A 24,894-nucleotide genomic window follows, 5' to 3' on the forward strand; every position below is an offset into this window, starting at 1 on the left:
CACCCGGGCCGGTCCCGCTACGCTGCGCCGATGACGCAGGTGTGGCGGGACTGGGGTGACGTCCTGACCGCCACGGCGGTCGGCCTGCCGATGGTGGCGCTGCTCGTCGCCGTACTGGCCGGCCTCCGGCGGGACGCCCCGACGCGCCGTGCGGCGTGGTGGCGCAGCGTCGCCGAGGTCGGCGCGGTGGCCGGCACCCTCCCCTGGGTCTGGATGATCCTCACCCCGCGCGACGCGCCCCGCGAGCTCGACCTGGTGCCGCTGCGCGACCTGGCCGGCCTGCTCACCGGAGCCCCGGCCGCCGTCGTGGTCCAGGTCGTCGGGAACCTGCTGGTCTTCGCCGCGCTGGGCTTCTTCGCCCCGGTACGCGTACCCGCGCTCGCCGGCGCCGGCCGGCTCTTCCTGCTCGGCGCCGCCGGCTCGGTGCTGGTCGAGTCGGCGCAGTACGCGCTGGACCTCGGGCGGGTCACCTCGGTCGACGACGTGCTGCTCAACGCGGCCGGGGCGGCCCTGGCCGGGCTGCTCTCGCGGCCATGGTGGGCCACCCGCCGTACGGTCCCCGCGCGTGCCACCGTGCCGGCCGGATGTGAGCGACCGACCGGTAACCACGCCTCCACCTGAGGCGGCGCGCGGTCTACGCTTGCCCGGTGACGGTGGAGCAGCACGCGCGGGGCACGACGAACGGCGGCACGGGTTCCGGCCGGCGCCGGTCACGCAAGGACGAGATCCTGGAGATCGCGGTCGGGCTCTTCGCCGCCCGTGGCTACCACGGCGTCTCGATGGACGACATCGGCGCGGCCGCCGGGGTCACCGGTCCGGCGCTCTACCACCACTTCGCCGGCAAGGAAGCGATGCTCGTCGCCGCGCTGATCCCGGTCAGCGAAGGGCTGCTCGCCGGCGGCCGCGAGCGCTCCGCCGGCCACCCGGACGACCCGCGCGGCGCGCTCGAGTCGCTGATCGACTTCCACGTCGACTTCGCGCTGGCCAACCCGGCCGTGATCGCCCTGCACCTGCACGAGCTGGACCGGCTGCCCGACGAGCCGCGCCGCCGGATCCGCCGGCTCCAGCGGCTGTACGTCGAGGAGTGGGTGACCGTGCTGACCGCGCTGCACCCGGGCCTGCCCGACGGTGAGGCGCGGGTGCTCGCCCACGCGGCGTTCGGCCTGATGAACTCCACCCCGTTCCTCGGTGGCGAGGTGGACCGGCAGCGCCGGGCCGAGCTGCTGCGCGGCGCGACGCTCGCCGCCCTGCTCGCGCCCACCGGATCCTGACCTCCGACTCGTGAGTAACCGGTTCGGCGTGATTCCCTAGCTTCCGTTCGACCCCCGGACGCTGGAGGAAACATGATCGAGTCGCTGCTGGTCGCCAATCGGGGCGAGATCGCCCGCCGGATCATCCGTACCGCGAAGCGGCTCGGGGTTCGCGCGATCGCGGTGCACTCGGAGGCCGACGCCGGCCTGCCGTTCGTGACCGAGGCCGACGAGGCCGTCTGCGTGGGTCCGGCCAACCCGGCCCAGAGCTACCGCAACACCGAGGCGATCCTCGCCGCCGCCAAGTCCACCGGCGCGCAGGCGATCCACCCCGGCTACGGCTTCCTCTCCGAGAACGCCGAGTTCGCCCGTACCGTCGAGGCGGGCGGCCTGATCTGGGTCGGGCCCGGCGCGGACGCGATCAGCGCGATGGGCGACAAGATCAACGCCCGGAACCTGATGGCGGCCGCCGGGGTGCCGGTCGCCCCGGGCACCACCGACCCGGCGGCCGACCTGGACGCGGCGGTCGCCGCAGCGGCGGAGATCGGCTACCCGGTGATGGTCAAGGCCGCCGCCGGCGGTGGCGGCATGGGCATGGGCGTCGCCGTCGACGAGGCTGCCCTGCGCACCGAGTACGACAAGGTGCGCTCGTTCGCCGAGCGGATGTTCGGCGACGGCTCGGTGCTGATCGAGCGGTACTTCCCCCGGGTGCGCCACGTGGAGGTGCAGATCCTGGGCCTGGCCGACGGCCGGGTGGTGGCTCTGGGCGAGCGCGAGTGCTCGGTGCAGCGGCGCAACCAGAAGCTGGTCGAGGAGTCGCCGTCCCCGGCGGTGTCGCCGGAGCTGCGGTCGCGCTTCCTGGCCGCGGCGGTGCGCGCCGGTGAGGCCGTCGGGTACCGCAACGCGGGCACGGTCGAGTGCCTGCTCGACCCCACCACCGGGGAGTTCTTCTTTCTGGAGATGAACACGCGCCTCCAGGTCGAGCACCCGGTGACCGAGCTGGTCTACGGCGTCGACCTGGTCGAGGAGCAGCTGCGGGTGGCGGCCGGCCTGGCGCCGACGTTCGACCCGGACGCGCTCACGCCGCGCGGCCACGCGATCGAGCTGCGGATCAACGCTGAGGACCCGAAGCGCTTCCTGCCGGGCCCGGGCGGGATCACGACCTGGGTCGAGCCGACCGGCGAGGGGGTGCGCGTGGACTCCGGGTACGTCGCCGGCAACACGGTCACCCCGTTCTACGACAGCCTGATGGCGAAGCTCATCGTGAGCGGCAAGGACCGAGCGGAAGCGATCGCCCGCGCCAAGGCCGCGGTGGCGAGCTTCGAGCTGGCGGGCCCGAAGAACAACCTCCCCTTCTTCGCCGAGCTGCTGGAGAACCCTGAGTTCCTCTCCGGCGACTACGACACCGGCATCGTGGGCCGCATGCGCTGACCGCCGTTCTGCCTTGATCATGGAGTTAGCGGGTTCGTCTGCCCCATTTGTCCCCGCTAACTTCATGATCAACCGGAGTGGGGCGGGGTGGGTGCGCGCCGGGCGGGCGGGGTGGCAGGGTGGAGGCATCCAACGTGATGCCGTCACAGTGAGGTGACCCCTATGACGAGCCTGCCGGAGTTCGTGTCCATTCGGGAGGTCGGGCCTCGGGACGGGTTGCAGAACGAGGAACCCATCCCGACCGACGCGAAGGTGCGGCTGCTCGACGCGCTGTCGCGGACCGGCGTGAAGCGGATCGAGGCCGTCTCGTTCGTGCACCCGAAGGCGATCCCGCAGATGGCCGACGCCGACGAGGTGTGGCAGCGGGCCGCGAAGGTCGACGGGGTGCGCTACTCGGCGCTCGTCCCGAACACGCGGGGCGCGCAGCGCGCCCTGGCCGCCGGCTTCACCGAGATCGAGGTCGTCGTCTCGGCGAGCGACACGCACAACCGGCGCAACGTCAACCGCTCCACGGAGGAGTCGCTGGACGACATCTCGGAGCTGATCGACCTGCTGCACGGTGCCGGCGCGCGGGCCGAGGTCATCATCGCGACGAGCTTCGGCTGCCCGTACGAGGGGGACGTCGACCCGGCCCGCGTGGCGGGCATCGTGGACCGGGTGGTCCGCGACGGCGCCGACCGGGTGGCCTTCGGTGACACCACCGGCATGGGGACGCCGCGCCGGGTCCGCGAGCTGCTGACGGCGGTACGCGACCGCAACGCCCACGTCCCGGTGCTGCTGCACTTCCACAACACCCGGGGCACCGCCCTGGCGAACCTGCTGACCGCCCTCGAACTGGGCGTCACCGAGTTCGACGCCAGCGTCGGCGGCCTCGGTGGCTGCCCGTACGCGCCGGGGGCCAGCGGCAACCTCGCCACCGAGGAGGCCGTGCACATGCTGCACGACATGGGCATCGACACGGGGATCGACCTGGACGCCCTCATCGAGGTCGCCGAGCTCGCCGAGAACCTCACCGGAAAGCGCCTCCCGTCCGGCGTCCTCCGCGCCGGCCCCCGCACCCGCCTGACCCCGATCCCCTCCTGACCCGCCCCGGGGTGCCCCGCCCCCGTCCCCCGCCCCCCGCCCCCGCTGTCCCCGCGATCTTGCACTTTCTGCCCCGACGAACTCGGTCAAAGGGCGTATAAGGCTGGCCGGAAGTGCAAGATCGCGGAGAGGTGGGGGTGGGGCGCGGGCGGGGGTCGTCGCGGGGTGGCTCGGTGCGCTAACCTAACGATCGTTCAGGTCGGTTGGCGTGCTCACGAGGCGCGTGCGCGGCGGGCAGGGGGGAGCGTTGTGACGCTCGACGGTGAGGCACTGGAGCAGCTGCGCAAGCGCGCCAAGGCCGGCGGTGCGGACAAGTACCACGCGGCCAACGCCGCCAAGGGCAAGCTCTTCGCCCGGGAACGGGTCGCGCTCCTGGTTGACGAGGGCTCGTTCGTCGAGGACGGCCTGTACGCCAACGCGCTGGCCGAGGGCCTGCCGGCCGACGGCGTCGTGACCGGCACCGCCACCATCGACGGTCGGCCCGTCTGCCTGATGGCGAACGACTCGACGGTCAAGGCCGGGAGCTGGGGCGCGCGGACCGTCGAGAAGATCATCCGGATCATCGAGCGGGCGTACACGACCGGCGTGCCGATGGTGTACCTGGTCGACTCGGCCGGTGCCCGGATCACCGACCAGGTCGAGCTGTTCCCCGGCCGCCGGGGCGCCGGGAAGATCTTCTGGAACCAGGTCCGCGCCTCCGGGTCGATCCCGCAGGTCTGCGCCCTGTTCGGGCCGAGCGCGGCGGGCGGGGCGTACATCCCGGCGTTCTGCGACGTGGTCGCCATGGTCGACGGCAACGCCAGCATGTACCTGGGCTCCGACCGCATGGTCGAGATGGTGACCGGCGAGAAGACCACCCTCGAGGCGATGGGCGGGGCCAAGGTGCACTGCGCCGAGTCCGGCGTGGGTCACTTCCTCTGCAAGACCGAGGCCGAGGCGCTCGACGTCGTCAAGAGCTACCTGTCGTACCTGCCGGCGAACTGGACGCAGGCGCCGCCGACGGCCGAGGTCGTCGCCGCGCCGGAGAAGGCCGACCTCGCGGCACTGGTTCCGGCGAGCGAGCGGCAGGCGTTCGACATGCGGCGGTACGCGAAGGGCCTGCTCGACGAGGGCAGCTTCTTCGAGATCCAGGCGCTGTGGGCCAAGGAGTTGACGATCGGCTTCGGCCGGCTGAACGGTGAGGTTGTCGGCGTCGTCGGCAACAACTCGATGTTCAAGGGCGGCGTGCTCTTCGTCGACTCGGCCGACAAGGCGACCCGGTTCGTGCAGCTCTGCGACGCCTTCAACGTCCCGCTGCTGTTCCTCTCCGACGTGCCCGGGTTCATGGTCGGCAGCGCGGTGGAGAAGCAGGGCATCATCCGGCACGGCGCCAAGATGATCACCGCGATCTCCGAGGCGACCGTACCCAAGATCTGCGTCGTGGTCCGCAAGGCGTACGGCGCGGGCCTCTACGCGATGGCCGGCCCCGGCTTCGAACCGGACGCCACGATCGCCCTGCCCACCGCGAAGATCGCGGTGATGGGCGCCGAGGCGGCCGTCAACGCCGTCTACGCCAACAAGATCGCGGCGATCGCGGACGAGGCCGAGCGGGCCGCGTTCGTCGCCGCGAAGCGCGAGGAGTACGAGCGGGACATCGACATCGTCCGCCTCGCCAGCGAGCTGGTGGTCGACGCGATCGTCGAGCCGCATGAACTGCGCGCCGAGCTGATCCGGCGCTTCGCGGCCGCCTGCGGCAAGGAGCGGCACTTCTCCCGGCGCCGGCACGGCGTCACCCCGGTCTGACGCGCCGCCGGCCCCACCCGGCCGGCCCGCCACCGCACCGACCCATCCCGGCGTCACGAGCGCCCGGCGGCCCTTCCACACCAGGAGGAATCCCATGGACTTCCGGCTCACCGAGGAGCACGAGGCGCTGCGGCAGAGCGTGCGGGAATTCGCCCGCGAGGTGGTCGCGCCGGTCATCGCCGAGCACTACGAGCAGCACACCTTCCCGTACGAGGTGGTCCGCCAGATGGGGAAGATGGGCCTGTTCGGGCTGCCCTTCCCGGAGGAGCACGGCGGCATGGGCGGCGACTACTTCGCGCTCTGCCTGGCCCTGGAGGAGCTGGCGCGGGTCGACTCCAGCGTGGCGATCACCCTGGAGGCGGCGGTCTCGCTCGGCGCGATGCCGATCTACCGCTTCGGCACCGAGGAGCAGAAGGCGCAGTGGTTGCCGAAGCTGTGCAGCGGCGAGGCGCTGGCCGCCTTCGGCCTGACCGAGCCGGGCTTCGGCTCGGACGCCGGCGGCACCCAGACGCGGGCCGTGCTGGACGAGACGACGAACGAGTGGGTGATCAACGGCTCGAAGGCGTTCATCACCAACTCGGGCACCGAGATCACGGTCCTGGTCACCGTCACCGCGGTCACCGGCACGAAGCCGGACGGCTCGAAGGAGCTGTCCACGATCATCGTCCCGTCCGGGACCCCCGGCTTCACCGTCGCCCCCGGCTACTCCAAGGTCGGCTGGACCGCCTCGGACACCCACGAGCTGACCTTCGACGACTGCCGGGTGCCGGCGGCCAACCTGCTCGGTGAGCGCGGCCGTGGCTTCGCCCAGTTCCTGCGGATCCTCGACGAGGGCCGCATCGCGATCGCCGCGCTCGCCGTCGGTCTCGCCCAGGGCTGCGTGGACGAGTCCGTCAAGTACGCGAAGGAGCGCCACGCCTTCGGCCAACCGATCGGCAACTACCAGGCCATCCAGTTCAAGATCGCCGACATGGAGATGAAGGCGCACACGGCCCGGCTGGCGTACTACGACGCCGCCGCCCGGATGCTCGCCGGGGAGCCGTTCAAGCGCCAGGCCGCGATCGCCAAGCTGCACGCCAGCACCATCGCGGTCGACAACGCCCGCGAGGCGACGCAGATCCACGGCGGCTACGGCTTCATGAACGAGTACCCGGTGGCCCGCTTCTGGCGGGACTCCAAGATCCTGGAGATCGGCGAGGGCACGTCCGAGGTGCAGCGCATGATCATCGCGCGCGATCTCGGTATGTGACGGACACCACGGGCCCGACCTTTTGTGTGGTCGGGCCACCTTGCCCGTCGGCGTTGCTGTCGGATATCCGCAGCGCGGGGTCGGCAGGACGACGATTCGCTGTCGGCGGTCGGACGTCATCCGTACCCTTCCTGCCCATGACCCCGGATCATGATCGTTCGCGGAGACCGGGCGGCCTCACCGGGCTGCCCGACCTTCTCCGTGGACACCGGCTCGCCGCCGGCCTCACCCAGGCCGAGTTGGCGTCCCGGGCCGGCATCGGCGTACGGACCGTGCGTGAGCTGGAGCGCGGCCGCTCCCTTCGGCCGCAACGCACGACGGTCGAGCTGCTCGCCACCGCGCTCGGGCTGGCCGAGCCGGCCCGCTCGGCGTTTCTCGCCGCGGCCCGCCCGGTGCCGGTTCCCCGGTCCGCCCCGGCCGACCCCCCGCCGGCCCGCCATCACGACGCCGACGCCGCCGCACCCGTCGCGCTGCCACCCGCCGCCGAGCTGATCGGCCGGGAACGCGACGTGGCCGAGCTGGTCAAGATGCTCACCGACGAGCCGGCACCCCGGCTGGTCAGCCTGGTCGGGCTGGCCGGGGTCGGCAAGACCGCACTGGCCCTGTCGGTCGCCCACGCGGTGGCCGGACACCACCCGGGCGGGGTGGCCGGCGTGCTGATCGGAGAGGGGTCGGACGCCGCCGACGTGCTCGCCGCCTCGATCGCGGTCTTCGAGGTGTCCCGCCTCCCCGACCTCGCCGTACGCCTCGCCGGGCGGCCGGCGCTGCTCCTGATGGACGCGGTGGAGCGGGCCCCCGACCCGGTCGCGGAGACCGTGCGCCGGCTCGCGGTCGCGGTGCCGTCGCTGCGGGTGCTGGTCACCGGCCGGCATCCGGTCGGGTTGCGCGGTGAACGGGTCCGCCCGGTCTCCCCGCTGGACGTCCCGCCGCCCGGCCAGGACCACGCCGGGCCCGCCGCGCTCGCCGGATATCCGGCGGTCGCGCTGTTCGCCGCCCGCCTCGCCCAGGTACGCCCCGACCCGCCCACCCCGGCCGAGTTGCCGGCGATGGCACGGCTGGTCCGCCGCCTCGGCGGGCTGCCCCTGGCCATCGAACTGATGGCGGCGCGGGGCCGCATCCTCGACCTCAACGAACTGCTCGACCGGTACGGCGACCGCGTCCTGGACCTGGCCACCTCCTCCGGGGCGGCCGAGCGGCCGGGCTGGGACGCCACCGACCCGGCCGTGGCCGAGACGCTCCGGGACGCGGTGGCGACCAGCTACCTGCTGCTCGCGCCGGAGGAGCAGGCCGCCCTGCGGCGGCTCGCCGTCTTCGGCAACCGCTGGTCCATCGAGCTGGCCGAGGAGGTGCTCGCCGACGACGGAGACCCGGCCGGAGCGGTCGTTCCGGATCCGGTGCCGCTGCTGGACCGGCTGCTCCAACTGGGGCTGCTGAGCGTACGCGGCAGCGGGCCGTTCCGGTTCCGGCTGCTCGACGCCGTGCGGGACTTCGCCGCCGAACAGGCCGCCGGCGCCGGTGAACTCACCTGCGTGCGGCGGCGCCACGCCCGGGCGATGGCCCGGCTGGTGACCCGTACCGCGCCGGAGCTGGTCGGCGTCCACCTGACGGCGGCGGTGCACCGGCTGGACGAGGTGAGCGGTGACATCAGCTCCGCGCTGGCGCACGCCGCCGTCGACGACCCGGTGACCGCGCTGCGGCTGGCCGCCGGGCTCTCCCGGTGGTGGCGATTCCGGGGCCGGGACGTCGCCGGCCGGCGGTGGTTGCGGCGACTGCTCGCCGACCCGCGTACCGCCGACGCCGACCCGGTGCTCCGGGCGTGGGCGTCCCTGGGGGTGGCCCGGCTGGCCGCCGAACACGGTGCCGGGGGCGAGGAGATGCCGTCCGCCCGGGCGGCGCTGGCCGCGTTCCGCGAGGTGGGCGACGTCACCGGGGAGCTGGAGGCGCGGACGGTCCTGTGCGCGCTGCTGATCGGTACCGGCGGTCACGACGAGGCGCGGGAGCAGGCCGAGGCCGTGCTGACGCTCGCCACCCGGCACGGGCGGACGCGGGACATGGCGGTGGCGCAGAACAACCTCGCCTGGCACGGCATCCGGGTGGGCGACCTCGTGGCCGCGCGGCGCCGGCTGGCGGCGGTCGACCGGCTCGCCACGCAGTCCGGGGAGCAGCGACTGCGGGTGCTCGCCCAGGCGAACCTCGCCGAGGTCGCCCGCCTGGAGGGCCGGTACGCCGACGCGGTCGACCGGGGCCGGCGGACACTGTCGGCGTTGACCGGACTGGGTGATCCCGGGCACCGCCGCCGGGTGCTGGGCACCGTCGGGTTGGCGCTGGCGCAGGACGGCCGGACAGCCGAGGCGGCGGAGGTGCTGGCCGAGCTGCGGCCGACGGGAACGCCGGGGGCGTCCGGCACGCCGGTGGGGAACGGCCCGGGCGCGGCGCACGGGCCGTCCGGTGGGCCGGGGCGGACGGCTGCGTGGTCCGGGCCGGGAACGCTCACCGACCCGGCGGACGGCATCTGCGCACTGATCGAGGGCAACCTTGCGCTGCACCGGGGCGACCGGGAGCTGGCGGCCGAGTGGTTCGCCGCCGCGGCCGAGGCCGCCGCCGACAGCCAGGACCGTCGTGACCTGGTGGAAGCGCTGGTGGGACTGGCCGCCAGCACGGCGGATCCGGCCGCGCTGGACCGGTTGGACGAGGTCTGCCGCAGCAGCGGAATCCGGCTGCTGCCGCACGAGGAACAGCTCCTGTACGCCCTCGCGGCGGCTCGCGGGAGGTAGCGCCCCCGGACCGGCCGTGGGGACGGGGACCGGGGGTGGCGCGAGCGACGAAGCCCCCTCTTGCTACCCCTTGCTCATCGCTCGCGCCGTTTCCCCCCGGTGCGTCCCCGCTGCACGAAGATTAGCCACCGCCGGTGTACCGCCCTGCCCGGTTTGATCGCCTATCGCCCGGGTGTACGGCGGTTCTGCCGGTCTTTCTGCCGGTGGCCGCCAAGGGCGGTCAGCAACGGCTCCCGGAGGCCGCGTGCTCGGTCGGGAGCGGGTCGGTGCTGCCGGCCGTGGCACCTGGGTGGACGGCGTCCCGCACCCGGCGCAGGCCGTCGAGGAGTGCCTTGAGCGCCTCGGGTTCGAGCTGCCCGGTGAACCACTCCTCGATGATGCGCAGGTGGCCCGGGAGCACCTCGTCCAGCCGCTTCAGCCCGCTGGCCGTGACCACCGCGTACGAGCTGCGGCGGTCGGACGGGCAGGCGCGTCGGGTCAGCAGCCCGTCCCGTTCCATCCGGTCAACCACCCGGGTGACCCCGCTCGTGGAGAGGGAGGTCTGGGCGGCGAGGTCGGTCATCCGCAGTTGGTTGCCCGGAGAGCGGGCGAGCCGGGTGAGCACCTCGAACTCAACCGGTGACAGGCCGTGCTCGTCGAACTGGGCGGCGAACCGGGCCGACAGCCCGGCGTACGCCTCGACGAGCAGGCCGACGGCGGTGATCCGGGGATCGTCGAACACATTCTGGTTCACCAGGTCATCTTAGCAGTCCTTGACACACGGAATATTGTCGCCGCTATAGTTGCTGAAGCAGCCGTTGGCCTACTCAACAATCTCCCCGGAGGGAAGCACTCATGACCAGCAGCACCGAACCGGTTACCCGCGACTGGGAGGGCCTCACCATCCCCGCCGCCGGCACCTATCTGCTGGACGTCGCCCACAAGCGCGTCGGCTTCGTCGCCCGGCACATGATGGTGAGCAAGGTACGCGGTGAGTTCACCGACGCCACCGCGACCATCACCGTCGCGGAGGACCCGATACAGTCCTCGGTCACCGCCACCATCCAGGCGGCCAGCATCGACACCGCCCAGGCCGACCGCGACGCGCACCTGCGCAGCCCGGAGTTCCTGGACGCCGAGCAGTACCCGACGCTGGAGTTCCGCAGCACCGGCGTGAAGTCCCGTGACGGCAACGAGTTCGTCCTCTCCGGTGAGCTGACCATCCGGGGCGTGACCCGGCCGGTCGACCTGGAGGTCGAGTTCGAGGGCGTCGGCCGCAGCCCGTTCGGCCAGGACATCTTCGGTTTCTCGGCGAGCACCGAGATCGACCGCGAGGACTTCGGCCTGACCTGGAACGTCGCCCTGGAGACCGGGGGCGTGCTGGTCGGCAAGAAGATCAAGATCGAGATCGAGGGCGAGGCCGTCCGCCAGGCCTGACCGCCGCCCACGTACCAGAAAGGCCCGCGCCGCGGCGCGGGCCTTTCGCGTCGGTGCGATTTGTCACGACATGTTCGTGGGCCGTGGTGATGGTCAACCGCCCGACCAGGGTAGGGATCCCGCCAGGAGCACGTACGGCCGCAGACCTGGCCCGCCCGGCGCACCGAGCGCCGGCTCAGCCTCTGGCCCGGCGCCGTGGGCGCTCTTACCGTGGATGGTTCACAATGCGCTGCGGAACAACATCGTTCCGTCGCGCCGGCGCCGGGAGGACACATGGGCAGGGACGTCGAGCAGGGCGCCTTCTCCCGCGAGGACCGGGTCCGCTACCGGCAGAAGGTACGTCGCTGCCTGGACGTCTTCGCCCTGATGCTGGACGACTTCGGGTTCGACGCCGACCGGCCGATGACCGGCCTGGAGATCGAGCTCAACCTGGTCGACTCCGCCGCCGAGCCGGCGATGCGCAACGACCAGATCCTCGCCGACATCGCCGACCCGCTCTTCCAGACCGAGCTGGGGCAGTTCAACCTGGAGCTGAACGCGTTGCCCCGGCTGATCGAGGGCACCGGGTTCGCCGACTACGAGCACGACCTGCGGAGCAGTCTCACCCGCGCCGACGAGCGGGCCGCCAAGTCGGACGCGAGGATCGTCCTGGTCGGCATCCTGCCCACGCTCACCGAGCGCCACCTCGTCGCCGACAACCTCTCCACCAACGAGCGCTACCGGGTGCTCAACGACCAGATCGTCGGGGCCCGCGGCGAGGACATCGAACTCGACATCCGGGGCATCGAGCGGCTCCAGACCCACACCGACTCGATCGCCCCCGAGGCGGCCTGCACCAGCCTCCAGTTCCACCTCCAGGTCGCGCCGGACAGCTTCGCCGACTACTGGAACGCCTCCCAGGCGATCGCCGCCGCCCAGGTGGCGATCGGAGCGAACTCCCCGTACCTGTACGGGCGGCAGCTCTGGGCGGAGACCCGGATCGCGCTGTTCCAGCAGGCCACCGACACCCGGCCGGACGAGCTGAAGGCCCAGGGCGTACGGCCCCGGGTGTGGTTCGGCGAGCGGTGGATCACTTCGATCTTCGACCTGTTCGAGGAGAACGTCCGCTACTTCCCGCCGCTGCTGCCGATCTGCGAGGACGAGGACCCGGTGGAGGTCCTGCACGCCGGGGGCGTGCCGCAGCTCGGCGAACTGCGCCTGCACAACGGGACCGTCTACCGCTGGAACCGGCCGGTGTACGACATCATGGACGGCCGCCCCCACCTGCGGGTGGAGAACCGGGTGCTGCCGGCCGGGCCGACCGTGGTCGACATGCTTGCCAACGCCGCGTTCTACTTCGGCCTCGCGCGCGGGCTGGCCGAGGCGGACCGGCCGATCTGGAGCCAGCTCACGTTCAGCTCGGCGGAGGAGAACTTCCACGCCGCCGCCCGCCGGGGCATGGACGCCGTCCTGTACTGGCCCCGGCTCGGCGAGGTGCCGGTGACGAAGCTCGTCCTCGACGTCCTGCTGCCGACGGCGGCGACCGGGCTGGACCGGTTCGGGGTCGCCCCCGCCGAACGGGACCGCCTGCTCGGGGTCATCGAGCAGCGCTGCCGGACCGGCCGCAACGGTGCGGTCTGGCAGACGGAGACGGTGTGGGCGGCCGAGCGGCACCGGAACATGAGCCGGGACGCCGCCCTGCACCACATGGTGCAGCGGTACGCCGACCTCCAGCGCGGCAACGAGCCCGTCCACACCTGGCCGGTCGGCTGACCGTACCGCCCCGTTGGCGGCCGACGCCGTGATCGAGCGTGACCTTGGCGGGGCCTCCGCCGGTGGTCAGTCCCGGCGGGGAGGCCGGGCACGGCGGCCGGCCGTTCGCGTCGACATCTCGTCCGTTGTCCCGGCACCGTCGGTCGCGTCGGCCGTGCCGGTCGTTGCGGCGGAGGCGTCCACCTGCTCGATCTCGCCGGCTCGCTGGGTGGGCAGCCGGTCGGTGACGCTCGCCTTCTTCCCGCTCGCCCGGGCGGCTGTGGTGCGGCCGCGCCGGGTGCCGCCCGTGGCATCCCCGGCGGACGTCGACCCGCCGGGTGCCGACTCCGCCAGGGTGTCCCCGCCGCCCGCGCCGCCCGCCACGACGTCGCGCGAGGAGCCGGTGGTGTCCCGGCCACCCGTCGCGCCGGTCGCTCCGGTGCCGGCCTCGTCCGGACCCGCGCCGGATTCGGGCGCGGTGCGCTGCCGCGGCACACGGGCGGCCGGACGGCGACCGGCTCGCTGGCCGAGCGTGGCGACCAGGGCCGAGCCGCCGAGACCGACGATGACGGCGTACGGGGCGATGAGATGCGCCGACACCTGCTCCGGGCCGATCGCGGTCAACCCCGGGACGGCGAGCAGGTAGGCGACCGCGACGAGCAGCGGGCCGGCCGCACCGGAGGCGGTCGTGCCGACCCGGCGGTCCGGGTCCCGCGCCGCGCGCCGCGCGGCCAGGATGCCGATGACCAGCGCGGAGCCGAGCGACAGCAGCGCGCCCGGCCAGTAGAACCAGTCGCGGATCCACAGCTCGTCGCCGCCCGCGCTCAGCTGCCAGATGCCGAGTTGAGCGCTGGTGAGGCCGCGCCCCGCGAGGACGCCGTCGACCACTGCCACCACGGCGAGCAGCCAGAGCCAGCCGACGGTGGCGATCACGTTGCCGGCGGCGGCCCGGGAGTGCAACGCCCACACGGCGATCGCGACCCCGACCAGCACCCCCAGGGCGGCGTAGACGGCGGCGACGTCGCGGGGCGCCGAGATGTCCGGCACCACGGCGACCCGGGCCGGTACGGCCACCAGCAGCACGGTGATCAGGGCGCCGACCCCGGCGGCCACGGCCAGCGTGAACCGGCCCAGCGTCCCGCCGTCCGCGCCCCGCGTGGCACGGGCGTCGGCCGTGCCGGCGGTCCCGGGGACCGCCGTCGGGACGGTGCCGGTGGCGGACGACCCGGCCGGCGTGGCACCGACCGCGCTGTCCACTTCGCCGGTCGGGGAGTCGCTCCCGCCGCCGAGTGAGCCGGCGACGGAGGCCCCGGCAGTGTCGTCGGACCCGGCCGCCCCGCGCGCCCGCAGGCGCTGCGCGCAGACCGCGCCGAGCACCGTGGAGGTGGCGGCGATCCAGGTGGCCCAGATCAGACTGGCCGTCCAGGCCGTCGCGGCGGCCGCCCCGTCGGACGGCGGAGCCCAGTTGATGATGCCCAGCCCGTAGCCGAAGCCCAGCTGCGCGGCACCCGCACCGGCCGCGACGCCGAGCGCGGTCGTGATCGATCCTCCCCAGCCCCTGGCCATGCCCGGGAGCGTAACGTCCCGTGGTCGGCGCGGCGAGTGGTGACGGTCGACCGTCACGCAGCGCGGTTGGGCCGGCCGGGTACGGTCGCCGATGACTGAGAGACCGCAGGTTTCCCGACGGTCTCGGGAAGCGGTGGGGGAATGACGGACGGGAACGCGACGCCCGGCGCCCGGCACGACCGGGTGACGCTGGTGCTCGGCGGTGGGCTGGCGACCGTGCTGCTCGCCGCGATCGGCGCGACGACCGGCTGGATCCTGGCCGGCGAGGACGACCGGCGCGCCACGTCGACGGCGGGTGCGAGCGCGACGCCGACCGCCGCCCCGGTCACGGCCACGTCGTCCCGGCCCATTCCGTCGCGGTCCACGCCGTCGCGTCCGGCGGTCACCGGGCCGACCGTGCCGGACGTGGTCGGCCGCGACTTCGACGACGCACGGGACGAACTCGAGGAGCGGGGGCTGCGGTGGCGCCTCGTCTTCGAGGGGGGCAGCGGGCGGGCCGTGGAGCGCACCTACCCGAAGGCCGGCACGGCGGTCACCCCGGGACGGACGGTCACCCTGTACGTGAGCGGCCCGCCGCCGGTCGTACGGGTGCCGGACGTGGTGGACGAGGACTGCGCCGAGGCGGCCGAGGAACTCGCCGGGGAAGGGTTCCGCGTCGTGTACACGCTGCGCCGCAGCGGCACGGTGCTCAAGCATGATCCGGCCGGCGACAGCCAGGCTCCCTGGGGTGACCCGGTCGCCCTGTGGTGCGGCGAGCCCGCCGACGGCACGCCGTCGCCCAACCCGTGACGCGCTGATCCCGGCTGACAGCCGTGCATTTCGCTAGGTTGACGTCAGGCCGCGAGCGGAGGACGTGGGATGAGCGACGATCGTCAGGAGCCACCCGCCGGAGAGCACGACGACCGGACCCGGCCGCTGCCCCCGACCGGGGCCGAACCCGCCGACCGTACGCAGCGGTTGCCGCGACCGGAGGACAGACCGGCGGGGGCGTCCGGCGACGAGACCCGGCCGATGCCGGTCGACCGCACCGCGCCGATGCCGCCGGAGGCCCGTGGCCCGGCCGCGTGGTCGGGGCGGGCCGGGGTGCCACCGCCGCGGCCGACCGAGTACCGGGAGACGACCGAGTGGTACGCCGAGGACCAGGGGGGCCGCCGCTGGTGGCTGCCGATCCTGTGGGGCGTGCTCATCCTGCTCCTGCTCGGCGCACTCGGCGTCGGCCTGTGGCTGGCCCTGGCCGCCGACGACGACGAGCCGACCGGTCCCGAACCCTCGCCGTCGGTGTCGCTGACCCGGGCCTCCCCCACGACGGCCGCGCCGACGACCTCGGCCGCGCCGACGACCGCCTCCCCGTCGCCGACCGAGGCGGGCGAGGTGCCGATGCCGCCGGTGGTCAACCTGCCGCTGGCGACCGCCCGCGCCATCCTCGACCGCGCCGGGCTGGACTACCGCATCGAGTACCGGACGTCCGACCGGCCCGCGGGGACGGTGTTGGACACCGATCCGGACGCCGGCGACCTGGTGGAGGAGGACGAGGAGGTCACCCTGGTGGTGTCCCGGCCCGAGCCGTCACCGACCACGGCCACGCCGAGCCCGGAGCCGACGCCCACCTCCTGAAGGGGGCGCCGCTCACCACATCCGGCGTCTCGTGCCGACCAGGCCCAGCCCGGCGAGCGAGATGGCCAGCCCGAAGATCCCGGACCAGAACAGCGAGCGCCGGACGTCGTCCGGTGACTGCGGCGCCGCCTGGGCGCCACCCACGCCGGCCGCCGGCCCGGCGTCGGCCGGCGGAACCTCGGTGGGTACGCCGAGATCCTCGTCGGGGGTGTCGGGGTCCGGGTCGCCCCCGAATCCGTAGACCGGCTCCTCCTCGACCACGGTGATCTCCGGGGCGGGGACCGGTGCCGTCAGTCGGGTGGAGGAGAGAGCGGGGTCGCGGACCACAACCACGAGGGTGGTGGCGGCGCCGACGAGCGCCAGGAGTCCGAAGGCGTAGGCGATACGGGAGCGGTGCCGCCGCGCGGCGGGCTGATAGACCATGGCCATCCCAGGTTCGGGGTCCTGGTCGCGCGGGGTGGAGCTGCCGGGGCGGGCGTACCGCTGATTCTATGGCCGCGGCACGCCCTCCGGTGGCGGATCGCGGGAGGTCAGCCCACCCGGACGGGGGTGCGGGCGACCGGCCGGCGCGCCGTCCGAACGGTGTGCGGACGGTGCTGGGGCGCGGTCTGGACCTGGTGCAGACCCTCCCGCTGGACGAAGATCGACCGCCGGCTGACCGCGTCCCCCGATGCGTTCAACTCGTAGCCGTCGAGCCAGAGCCAACCGTCGTAGGTCGGCCAGTCGAGGACCCGGATCACCCGGAAGGTGATGGGCCGGAGGAACTGGACACTCGCCGCGCGAGTCACGTGCAGTACGTCACCGGAGCGGGGAAGCACATGGGCTCCTGGGAGGGAGGGCCGGCGGGCGAGCCGGCGGGAGCTTGATCGGGGGACGTCTCTGGTCCGGCCTCGGGGTCGTGCCTCGTGGAACCGGTGGTGCTGGTGGTGGTCGGGCCGTACCCGCTGGTGGCGCGCCGCCACCCGACCAACACCCGGCTGCTCCGGGTACCGCTCCCGCCGCCGCAGCCATCAGGCGTGCAGCGGTGGGGTCATCACCCCGGGGCAGGTCTGGTTGCCGTGGCCCGGGTGCGCCCACCGCCTCGCGTCCCACTGGTGGTGATCTCACCACGGCGGGGGAGTGGACGGAGACGGTGAGTGACCCGTGCCATACGGACAGAGTGCATCAGCGGCGTGCGACATGCAAGTTGCACGTCGACTTTTGCCGATACGCGAGCGGCTCGCGCAATGCAACGCTTGAAGCCGTTCGCGTTCGGACGGCACACTGAGGACCGGTTTCGCCCGTCGCGGCCGGTCGACGACCGGCACCACCCACCCCGCCGCGAACGCCCGTCCACCGGCGCGCCTGCCGGCACGACGACACGGGCGGGCGGTGTGTCGAGGTGGAGGGGGACGGGGTTGGCCAGCAGCCGGCGGTCCGACCAGCAGCCGAGGTGTCGCCGTGAGCGCGAGGAGTGAGCCGGGGTCGCTGCCCCGGGGTCCCGGGCCCTGCCGTGAGCGCGGGGTGGCGCCGTGACTGAGCGGCGGAGCCCGACGATCCGCCGTCGGCGGCTGGGCGCGGAGCTGCGCCGGCAGCGCGAGGCGGCGGGCATCACCATCGAGGCGGTCGCGGAGCAGCTCGAGTGCTCGGCGTCCAAGATCTCCCGCATCGAGACCGGCCACACCACCGCGACGCCCCGGGACGTCCGGGACATGCTCCGCATCTACGGCGTGGTCGGCGCCGAGAGCGACGAGCTGGTGCAGATCGCCCGGGAAGCCCGGCAGAAGGGCTGGTGGCACCCGTACAGCACGGTGCTGGTCGGGGCGTACGTCGGCCTGGAGGCGGCCGCCAGCTCCATCCGGGCGTACGAGCAGCAGGTCGTGCCCGGCCTGCTGGAGACCGAGGAGTACGCGAGCGCGATGATCCGCGCCGCCCGACCCGACTTCACGCCGGAACAGGTCGCACAACGTGTCCGTGTCCGGCTGGGTCGACAGTCGTTGCTGACTCAGGATGATCCGGTCGATCTGTGGGTGGTGCTCGATGAGGCGGTGGTGAGCCGGCCGGTGGGCGGGGACGCGGTGATGCGTGACCAGCTCAGACGGCTGGTGGAAGTGGCCGAACTGCCGAACGTGACGTTGCAGATCCTGCCTTTCGAGGTGGGGGCGCACGCCGGCATGGACGGCACCTTCACGATCCTGAGCTTCCCCGAGCCCGGTGATCCGGATGTCGTGTACGCAGAGAACGCCACGGGTGGGCTCTTCCTCGAGAAGAGTGACGAACTACAGAAGTACAGCTTCATCTTCGATCACATCCGCGCAGCGGCCATTCGTCCCGAGGAGTCCGTCGCACACATCGCGAAACTGGCAGAGGAGCCGCTGTGGAAATGGCGACCAAGAAGTTCCCCGTGGACCTGACGCAGGCCACCTGGTTCAAGAGCTCGAAGAGCGGGCCGAACTGCGACAACTGCGTGGAGGTGGCGTACGTGACGGGGGCGGTCGGCGTGCGGGACTCGAAGGACAAGTCGGGTCCGGCCCTGATCTTCAGCCCGGGTGGGTGGCGTGCCTTCGTCACCGGCACCCGGGGCGGCGTCTTCGGCCGGGACTGACCGTCGACCGTGTGTCCCCGTCCGGCCCGACCGGGCGGGGCCATCGGCGTGCCCGCACCACCGGCCGTTCGGCGGCTCGGCGCATGACCGCCGGTGTCCCCGTCGCCACATCGGTCCCGTCTCGTTGAACCGGTCGGTACGGCGTTGGTCGACAACCGCCGTACGGATCGGCGACCGAGCGAGGCAGGCGAGACGGATGACGACGATCGGGTCAGACAACCTCACCAACGGTCCGGGCAAGCCGGAACGGTTCGGGGGCAAGTACCGCGGGGCGCGCCGCGACACCGTGCTGACCGAGGTCGTGTCGTCGGAGGCCGAGGTCGGCGAGCGGGAGGCGCCCGCCCCGGAGCCCGCCGGCCCGCCGCTCACCCTGCCCTCGCTGGACCCGAACCCGCTGACCGAGCCGTCCTACCCGTCCGGCGGCTGGCGGGCGGAGCACCAGGAGTCGCTGGTCGACCACCCGCTGCTGCGCGGCCTGCTGATGGAGTTGCCGCCGAAGGGCAGCGTCCCCCCGCCCGGCTGGCTGGACCGGTGGTTCGAGGCGACCCGGGCCATCCTCGAACTGCTATACGTGCAGGGCTCCGGCCGTTCGCGCTGACGCCGTCCGCGCCGGGGGTGTCGCCCGCTCCACCAGGCGGTTGTGCCGCAGCGCGTGACGGACGCCGATCGCGACGACACCGAGCGCGCCGACGGTGATCGCGGGACCGGTCGCGTCGGCGCCGGTGAGCGCGTCGGGCGCGAGCGCGGCGGCCAGCGCCGGCAGGATCGCCAGGCCGGTGAGCTGCACCGGGAGCCCGACCAGCGGATGGGCGGCGGCGGCGCGCAGGCCGTGCGGCGCGGGTGTGGCCGGCGCCGCCGCGAAGGCACCGGCCCCCGCCCGGACGCGACGGACGCGGCGGACGGTGCAGGCCGCGACCGCGAGCGTCGGGACCACGGCGAGGCCCAGCCCGGCGGCGGCGCGGTCGGCCGGGGACGAGCCGCCGCTGGGGAGCCCGACGACCAGCACGGTCGCCGTGAGGACGAGGCCGGTCGCCGTCAGGGCGAGCACCCGGCCGGCCTGCCGGCGCAGGCCGCGGGCGTACTCCGCCCGGGGCAGCCGGTCCGCGAGCCAGCCGGCGGCCAACCACACCACGGCGAGCGGGAGCAGCACGACGAGCTGAATCTCCATGGTGTACAGACTTGCCCGGTCCGGCGTCGCGCGAATCCGGGCCGGTCCCCCGTTGACCCCGTAACCGGCCCCGTAGGGGTCATCCTGCCGGTGTTATGGACAACTCGGCATGTTCAATTCGCGGTTCACCGCGCTCTACCCTCAGCTCGATCAGCGGTCATCGATTCACTCGCCACGAACGGGTGGACGGTCGACGGCCGTTCGGAGGGAGGTAGGACATGGGTATCCCACGCAGGTCCGTCCTGGTCGGGGTGGCCGCGCTGGCCATGGTGGTCACCGCGACACCGGCTCTCGCCGCCGAGCCGGTGGGTACGGTCCGCAGCGCCGGCGGCGCCACCGCCGTCGCGGACAGCTACATCGTGGTCTTCAAGGACAGCGCGGTCAGCCGGGCGGCCGTCGGGTCGTCGCTGAACCGGCTCGTCAGCAGGCACGGCGGCACCGTGGCCCGGACGTACAGCGCGGCCCTGCGCGGTGCCGAGATGCGGATGAGCGCGCAGGCGGCCGCCCGGATGGCCGCCGACCCGGCGGTGGCGTACGTCGAGCAGAACCACACCGTGTCGATCAACGGCACCCAGACGAACCCCCCGTCCTGGGGCCTCGACCGGATCGACCAGCGGAACCTGCCGCTGAACAGCTCGTACACGTACCCGAACACCGCGGGCAACGTGACGTCGTACGTCATCGACACCGGCATCCGGACGACGCACTCGGACTTCGGCGGCCGGGCGACCTGGGGCACCAACACCGCCGACAGCAACAACACCGACTGCAACGGCCACGGCACGCACGTCGCCGGCACCGTCGGCGGTACGGCGTACGGCGTCGCGAAGACCACCCGCCTGGTGGCCGTGAAGGTGCTCAACTGCCAGGGCAGCGGCACCAATGCCGGGGTCATCGCCGGCATCGACTGGGTCACCGCGAACGCGGTCAAGCCCGCCGTCGCCAACATGAGCCTGGGTGGCGGGGCGAGCACGGCCACCGACGACGCCGTGATCAACTCGATCAACTCCGGCATCACGTACGCGGTCGCCGCCGGCAACGGCGACTTCCTCGGCAACCGGCAGAACGCCTGCAACTACTCCCCGGCCCGGGCCGGGCCGGCGATCACCGTCGGTGCCACCCAGAACAACGACGCCGCCGCGAGCTTCTCCAACTTCGGCACCTGTGTGGACATCCTGGCGCCGGGCGTGAACATCACGTCCGCCTGGCACACCAACGACACCGCGACGAACACCATCAGCGGCACCTCGATGGCGTCGCCGCACGTCGCCGGGGTCGCGGCGCTGGTGCTCTCGGCCAACCCGTCCTGGACCCCGCAGCAGGTCCGGGACTACCTGGTCAACAACGCCACCCCGGACGTGGTCACGAACCCGGGCACCGGCACCCCGAACCGGCTGCTCTACGTGGTCAACGGCGACACCCCGCCGCCGCCCAACGACTTCTCGGTCTCGGTGTCGCCGACCTCCGGCTCCACCGCGCCCGGCGGCTCCGTCACCACGACCGTGGCCACCGCCACCACCAACGGTTCCGCGCAGTCGGTGAGCCTCTCGGCCAGCGGCCTGCCGTCCGGTGCCACCGCCACGTTCAACCCGGCGACGGTCACCTCGGGCGGGTCGTCGACGCTGACCATCAGCACCTCGGCCAGCACCCCGGCCGGCACGTACACCGTGACCGTGACCGGCACGGCCGCCTCCGGCACCCGGACCGCGACGTACTCGCTGACGGTCACCGGCACCGGCGGCGGTTGCTCCGGGACGAACGGCACCGACGTGGCGATTCCGGACACCGGCGCGACGGTGGCCAGCCAGATCACGATCTCGGGCTGCAACCGGAACGCCTCGGCGACCTCGACGGTCGCGGTGAACATCGTCCACACCTGGCGCGGTGACCTGGTCGTCGACCTGGTTGCCCCGGACGGCTCGGCGTACCGGCTGAAGAACAGCAGCTACTGGGACAGTGCCGACAACGTCAACGCCACCTACACGGTGAACCTGTCCACCGAGGCGGCGAACGGCACCTGGCGACTCCAGGTGCGGGACGTCTACGCCGGTGACACCGGCTACATCAACACCTGGACCCTGACCCTCTGAGACCTGGTTCCCACAGGCCGGGGCCCCTTCCGGAACACCGGGAGGGGCCTCGTGCCGTCCGGGGACGGGTCGTCAGACCGCGAAACCGGCGGGGCGCTCGGTGGCGGGGGCGGGTGGCTCCGCCTTCCACAGGCCGGTCTTCTGGGCGGCCAGCCGGGCGAGGTACACCGGGTTGAGGATCACGTACCGCCGCCAGAGGCGCTTCGGCTCCAGGCCCAGCCGCCAGAACCATTCGAGGCCGGCCCGCTGCATCCACGGCGGCGGCTGCTTGAGCAGGCCGGCGTGGTAGTCGAAGGCGGCGCCGACCGCCATCAGCGGCATGTCGAGCAGCGGCCGCATGGCGTACGCGAAGACCTCCTGGCGGGGGCAGCCCAGCCCGACCAGGACGAGCCGGGCCCCGCTGGCCTTGATGCGGTCGGCGATCTCCACGTCCTCGCCGGGCTGGACGGCGCGGAACTTGGACGGCTCCACCCCGGCGATCTTCAGGGCCGGGAACATCCGCTCCAGCGCCGGGATCAACCGGGCGAGGGTCTCCTCGGTGGACCCGTACAGGTAGACCGGGAGACCCTCCTCGGCGAAGCGGCGGAGCACGTGCAGGGTCAGCGTAGGGCCGTAGACCCGGTCGGTCAGGCCCGCGCCGTGCAGCAGGTTGAGCGCCCAGCGCACCGGCTGCCCGTCGGGCGTGACCACGTCGAAGGAATTGAGGCGGGCGTTGTGCGCGGGGTCGAGCACCCCGGTCATCACGCCGTGCACGGCGAGGGCGGTGAGCGCCAGCGGCCGGCGCTCGTGCGCCGCCGCCACGACCGCCTCGGTCGCCTCGGCGTAGTCGGTGGCGTCGACCAGGACACCGAGGACGTTCCGCTTGCCGCGCCCGCTCATGCCTGGGGCACCCACTTGTCCACGTTGGCCTCGTGAATCTCGCGCATGATCATGGGTACGTCGTAGACCTGCTTCCACTCCGGATAGTCGGACTGGAAGGCCTCGTTGGAGCCGATCCACCACTTGTGGTCGCCGATGCGGTTGGCCTCGACGTACTCGGAGATCATCTCCTGGCCGGTGATCTGCTCGGCCAGGGCGAAGGCCTCCCGCATCGAGGTGTTGGAGTGCCGCCCGCCGCCCAGGTTGTAGACCGCGGCGGAGCGCGGGTTGCGGAAGAACGCCTCGAACGCGGAGACCACGTCCGAGCTGTGGATCGCGTCCCGGACCTGCTTGCCCTGGTACCCGTAGATCCGGTACTTCCGGCGCTCCATGTTGGCCCGCATCACGTAGCCGAGGAAGCCGTGCAGTTCGGTGGCGGAGTGCGCCGGCCCGGTCAGCGTCCCGCCCCGGAAGCAGGCCGTCCGCATGTCGAAGTAGCGGCCGTACTCCTGCACCATCACGTCCGCGGCCACCTTGGACGCACCGAAGATCGAGTGCAGGCAGGCGTCGATCGACATGTCCTCCCGGATGCCCTGCTCGTACGGGTGGCCCGGCTCGATCTCCCAGCGGGTCTCCAGCTCCACCAAGGGCAGGCTGTTCGGCCGGTCGCCGTAGACCTTGTTGGTGGAGCAGTGGATGACCGGGGCCTCGATGCAGTGCTCGCGGACGTTCTGCAGGACGTTGAGGGTGCCGGCGGCGTTCACGTCGAAGTCGGTGAACGGGTCACGGACGGCCCAGTCGTGCGACGGCTGCGCCGCGGTGTGGATCACCACGGCGATGTCGGTGCCGTAGCGGCGGAAGAGCTTCGCGAGGCCGTCCCGGTCCCGGATGTCGACGCTGTGGTGCGAGTACGCCCGCCCCAGCTCGTCGTTCAACCGACGGACGTTCCAGGCGGTCGAGGCTTCCTCGCCGAAGAACTCCTGTCGCATGTCGTTGTCGATGCCGACCACGTCGAGCCCGAGGCCGGCGAAGTGCCGGACCGCCTCGGAGCCGATCAGCCCGCCCGACCCGGTCACGAACGCGACACTCACACGACACCCCATCGTCCGTCGGTGGCAGAAACCATCGGAGCATAGCGTGACGTAGGACATGCCCCGATACGCCACGAGGGCCCCGCTTGCGCGGAGCCCTCGTCATGGTGGGGAAGGGGGGAGTTGAACCCCCACGCCCTTTCGGGCACACGGACCTGAACCGTGCGCGTCTGCCATTCCGCCACTTCCCCGTGGCTTCGACCCGGAACACTGTACTGCGTCCCGCCCGCCGTCTCCAGCGGGCCCGGCCATCCTACGCGGCTCCCGGTCGTTGTCGCGAACGGTTACCCTGTGTGGCGGTTACCGTTCGTGGCGGACGAAAGAGTAGCACGACGAAATCGGCCCGGCCGAACGGGCCGCCACCAGACGGCCGAGCGGCGTGTGAGCTGCGCGCGCCCCGGCCGGATACCATCATGTCCTCGGGACCCGAGGAGGAGCCGGTGAGCGTGCTGCAACGCTTCGAGAAGCGTCTGGAAGGCCTGGTCGAAGGGGCCTTTGCCAAGGTCTTCAAAGGGGTGGTCCACCCCGTGGAGATCCTCAACGCCATGCAGCGGGAGGCCGAGGCGCACAAGGCGATCCTGGCCGGTGGGCGCACGTTGGTGCCCAACCGCTACGTGATCGATCTCTCGCCGTACGACCACAGTCGTCTGGCGCCGTACGCCGCCGCGCTGGCCCAGGAACTGGCCCAGTCGCAGGCGGAGTTCATCGGCGAGCAGGCGTGGACGGTCTACGGCGACGTGATCGTCGAGATCGAACGGGGTGAGGGCCTCGACACCGGCATGTTCCGGGTCACCGCCGAGGTCTACACCGGTGGCGAGGTCGCCCCGGCGCCCGCCCCGGGCTACGACGCCGGCCCGCCGGCGTACCCCGCGTACGACCAGGGGGGCGGCTACGGTCCGCCGCCCGGCCACGGTGGCGGCCGCAACGTGCGGCTCGTCTCCGGTGACGGGCGCACCTACCCGCTCCAGATGGGCTCGACCGTCATCGGCCGTGGCGACCAGGCCAACCTGCGCCTGCCCGACGTCGGCATCTCCCGCCGGCACGCCCGGCTCGACTTCGACGGCGGCCAGGTCGTGCTGACCGACCTCGGGTCGACCAACGGCACGATGGTCAACGGCCAGCGGGTCTCCGCCGTCGCGCTCAACCCCGGTGACATGATCCAGCTCGGCACCACGACGCTGACCTTCCGCGTGGACGGCTGATCCGC

Annotated in this window: 23 protein-coding genes and 1 tRNA gene; 16 read left to right on the top strand and 8 right to left on the bottom strand. The window is 72.8% G+C overall.

Annotated features, from left to right (window positions below; all coding sequences use genetic code 11):
- Positions 1–30 precede the first annotated feature (30 nt).
- The 7 genes from HCJ94_RS01150 (at position 31) to HCJ94_RS01180 (ending at position 9,569) form a co-directional block, all read left to right on the top strand.
- On the top strand, positions 31–621 hold the full coding sequence (locus HCJ94_RS01150) for a VanZ family protein (RefSeq protein WP_167999051.1): 591 nt from the start codon (positions 31–33) through the stop codon (positions 619–621).
- A 26-nt stretch (positions 622–647) separates the two neighbouring features.
- Positions 648–1,271 (top strand): TetR/AcrR family transcriptional regulator, encoded by a 624-nt coding sequence (locus HCJ94_RS01155; RefSeq protein WP_167999052.1) that lies wholly within the window; start codon positions 648–650, stop codon positions 1,269–1,271.
- Positions 1,272–1,343: 72 nt separating this feature from the next.
- Complete coding sequence (locus HCJ94_RS01160; protein WP_167999053.1) at positions 1,344–2,681, top strand: acetyl-CoA carboxylase biotin carboxylase subunit; 1,338 nt, start codon at positions 1,344–1,346, stop codon at positions 2,679–2,681.
- Positions 2,682–2,843: 162 nt separating this feature from the next.
- Positions 2,844–3,764 (top strand): hydroxymethylglutaryl-CoA lyase, encoded by a 921-nt coding sequence (locus HCJ94_RS01165; RefSeq protein WP_167999054.1) that lies wholly within the window; start codon positions 2,844–2,846, stop codon positions 3,762–3,764.
- 249 nt (positions 3,765–4,013) lie between these two features.
- Positions 4,014–5,546 (top strand): acyl-CoA carboxylase subunit beta, encoded by a 1,533-nt coding sequence (locus tag HCJ94_RS01170; RefSeq protein WP_167999055.1) that lies wholly within the window; start codon positions 4,014–4,016, stop codon positions 5,544–5,546.
- Positions 5,547–5,640: 94 nt separating this feature from the next.
- On the top strand, positions 5,641–6,795 hold the full coding sequence (locus HCJ94_RS01175) for an acyl-CoA dehydrogenase family protein (RefSeq protein ID WP_167999056.1): 1,155 nt from the start codon (positions 5,641–5,643) through the stop codon (positions 6,793–6,795).
- A gap of 137 nt (positions 6,796–6,932) precedes the next feature.
- Positions 6,933–9,569, top strand: coding sequence for an ATP-binding protein (locus HCJ94_RS01180; RefSeq protein WP_167999057.1), 2,637 nt, complete (start codon positions 6,933–6,935; stop codon positions 9,567–9,569).
- 220 nt (positions 9,570–9,789) lie between these two features.
- On the opposite strand, the gene HCJ94_RS01185 is transcribed toward HCJ94_RS01180, so the two are convergent.
- Positions 9,790–10,302 (bottom strand): MarR family winged helix-turn-helix transcriptional regulator, encoded by a 513-nt coding sequence (locus HCJ94_RS01185; RefSeq protein WP_167999058.1) that lies wholly within the window; start codon positions 10,300–10,302, stop codon positions 9,790–9,792.
- Between the two features lie 101 nt (positions 10,303–10,403).
- Between HCJ94_RS01185 and HCJ94_RS01190 the strand changes: the two genes are divergently transcribed.
- On the top strand, positions 10,404–10,985 hold the full coding sequence (locus tag HCJ94_RS01190; protein ID WP_167999059.1) for a YceI family protein: 582 nt from the start codon (positions 10,404–10,406) through the stop codon (positions 10,983–10,985).
- A 273-nt stretch (positions 10,986–11,258) separates the two neighbouring features.
- Positions 11,259–12,737, top strand: coding sequence for a glutamate-cysteine ligase family protein (locus HCJ94_RS01195; RefSeq protein ID WP_167999060.1), 1,479 nt, complete (start codon positions 11,259–11,261; stop codon positions 12,735–12,737).
- Between the two features lie 66 nt (positions 12,738–12,803).
- Here the strand turns inward: HCJ94_RS01195 and HCJ94_RS01200 are convergent, their stop codons facing one another.
- A complete protein-coding gene (locus HCJ94_RS01200; protein WP_240943732.1) occupies positions 12,804–14,282 on the bottom strand; it encodes a hypothetical protein in 1,479 nt (492 codons plus the stop codon).
- Positions 14,283–14,423: 141 nt separating this feature from the next.
- On the opposite strand from HCJ94_RS01200, the gene HCJ94_RS01205 reads away from it, so the two are divergent.
- Together HCJ94_RS01205 and HCJ94_RS01210 are read left to right on the top strand one after the other, a co-directional pair.
- Positions 14,424–15,071 (top strand): PASTA domain-containing protein, encoded by a 648-nt coding sequence (locus HCJ94_RS01205; protein ID WP_167999061.1) that lies wholly within the window; start codon positions 14,424–14,426, stop codon positions 15,069–15,071.
- Between the two features lie 69 nt (positions 15,072–15,140).
- Positions 15,141–15,896: a PASTA domain-containing protein gene (locus HCJ94_RS01210; RefSeq protein WP_167999062.1), complete on the top strand. Its 756-nt coding sequence runs from the start codon at positions 15,141–15,143 to the stop codon at positions 15,894–15,896.
- Positions 15,897–15,908: 12 nt separating this feature from the next.
- Here HCJ94_RS01210 and HCJ94_RS01215 read toward each other — a convergent pair whose 3' ends face one another.
- Both HCJ94_RS01215 and HCJ94_RS01220 read right to left on the bottom strand, forming a co-directional pair.
- Entirely contained in the window at positions 15,909–16,325 is a 417-nt protein-coding gene (locus tag HCJ94_RS01215) for a hypothetical protein (protein ID WP_205800417.1), read from the bottom strand.
- Between the two features lie 101 nt (positions 16,326–16,426).
- Positions 16,427–16,714: a hypothetical protein gene (locus HCJ94_RS01220; protein ID WP_167999064.1), complete on the bottom strand. Its 288-nt coding sequence runs from the start codon at positions 16,712–16,714 to the stop codon at positions 16,427–16,429.
- A gap of 693 nt (positions 16,715–17,407) precedes the next feature.
- Between HCJ94_RS01220 and HCJ94_RS01225 the strand changes: the two genes are divergently transcribed.
- The 3 genes from HCJ94_RS01225 (at position 17,408) to HCJ94_RS01235 (ending at position 19,078) form a co-directional block, all read left to right on the top strand.
- Complete coding sequence (locus HCJ94_RS01225; protein WP_167999065.1) at positions 17,408–18,289, top strand: helix-turn-helix domain-containing protein; 882 nt, start codon at positions 17,408–17,410, stop codon at positions 18,287–18,289.
- Positions 18,259–18,480, top strand: coding sequence for a DUF397 domain-containing protein (locus tag HCJ94_RS01230; protein WP_167999066.1), 222 nt, complete (start codon positions 18,259–18,261; stop codon positions 18,478–18,480). Before HCJ94_RS01225 ends, HCJ94_RS01230 begins: the two co-directional genes overlap by 31 nt.
- A 196-nt stretch (positions 18,481–18,676) precedes the next feature.
- Positions 18,677–19,078, top strand: a complete 402-nt coding sequence (locus tag HCJ94_RS01235; protein WP_167999067.1) for a hypothetical protein — start codon at positions 18,677–18,679, stop codon at positions 19,076–19,078.
- Here the strand turns inward: HCJ94_RS01235 and HCJ94_RS01240 are convergent.
- Positions 19,046–19,648 carry a hypothetical protein gene (locus HCJ94_RS01240; protein WP_167999068.1) on the bottom strand — a complete coding sequence of 201 codons (603 nt, stop codon included), beginning with the start codon at positions 19,646–19,648 and terminating at the stop codon, positions 19,046–19,048. The two genes, HCJ94_RS01235 and HCJ94_RS01240, sit on opposite strands and share 33 nt — an antisense overlap.
- Before the next feature lie 218 nt (positions 19,649–19,866).
- On the opposite strand from HCJ94_RS01240, the gene HCJ94_RS01245 reads away from it, so the two are divergent.
- Positions 19,867–21,738, top strand: coding sequence for a S8 family peptidase (locus HCJ94_RS01245; protein ID WP_167999069.1), 1,872 nt, complete (start codon positions 19,867–19,869; stop codon positions 21,736–21,738).
- Positions 21,739–21,810: 72 nt separating this feature from the next.
- Here HCJ94_RS01245 and HCJ94_RS01250 read toward each other — a convergent pair whose 3' ends face one another.
- The 3 genes from HCJ94_RS01250 to HCJ94_RS01260 all read right to left on the bottom strand — a co-directional run bounded on the left by HCJ94_RS01250 (position 21,811) and on the right by HCJ94_RS01260 (position 23,878).
- Entirely contained in the window at positions 21,811–22,617 is an 807-nt protein-coding gene (locus HCJ94_RS01250; RefSeq protein WP_167999070.1) for a WecB/TagA/CpsF family glycosyltransferase, read from the bottom strand.
- Entirely contained in the window at positions 22,614–23,687 is a 1,074-nt protein-coding gene (locus tag HCJ94_RS01255; protein ID WP_167999071.1) for an NAD-dependent epimerase/dehydratase family protein, read from the bottom strand. Before HCJ94_RS01255 ends, HCJ94_RS01250 begins: the two co-directional genes overlap by 4 nt.
- 105 nt (positions 23,688–23,792) lie before the next feature.
- Positions 23,793–23,878, bottom strand: a tRNA-Leu gene (locus tag HCJ94_RS01260).
- A 222-nt stretch (positions 23,879–24,100) separates the two neighbouring features.
- On the opposite strand from HCJ94_RS01260, the gene HCJ94_RS01265 reads away from it, so the two are divergent.
- On the top strand, positions 24,101–24,889 hold the full coding sequence (locus HCJ94_RS01265; protein WP_167999072.1) for an FHA domain-containing protein: 789 nt from the start codon (positions 24,101–24,103) through the stop codon (positions 24,887–24,889).
- The last annotated feature ends 5 nt before the right edge of the window (positions 24,890–24,894 follow it).

Source organism: Micromonospora thermarum, from assembly GCF_012034245.1.
GTDB lineage: Bacteria > Actinomycetota > Actinomycetes > Mycobacteriales > Micromonosporaceae > Micromonospora > Micromonospora thermarum.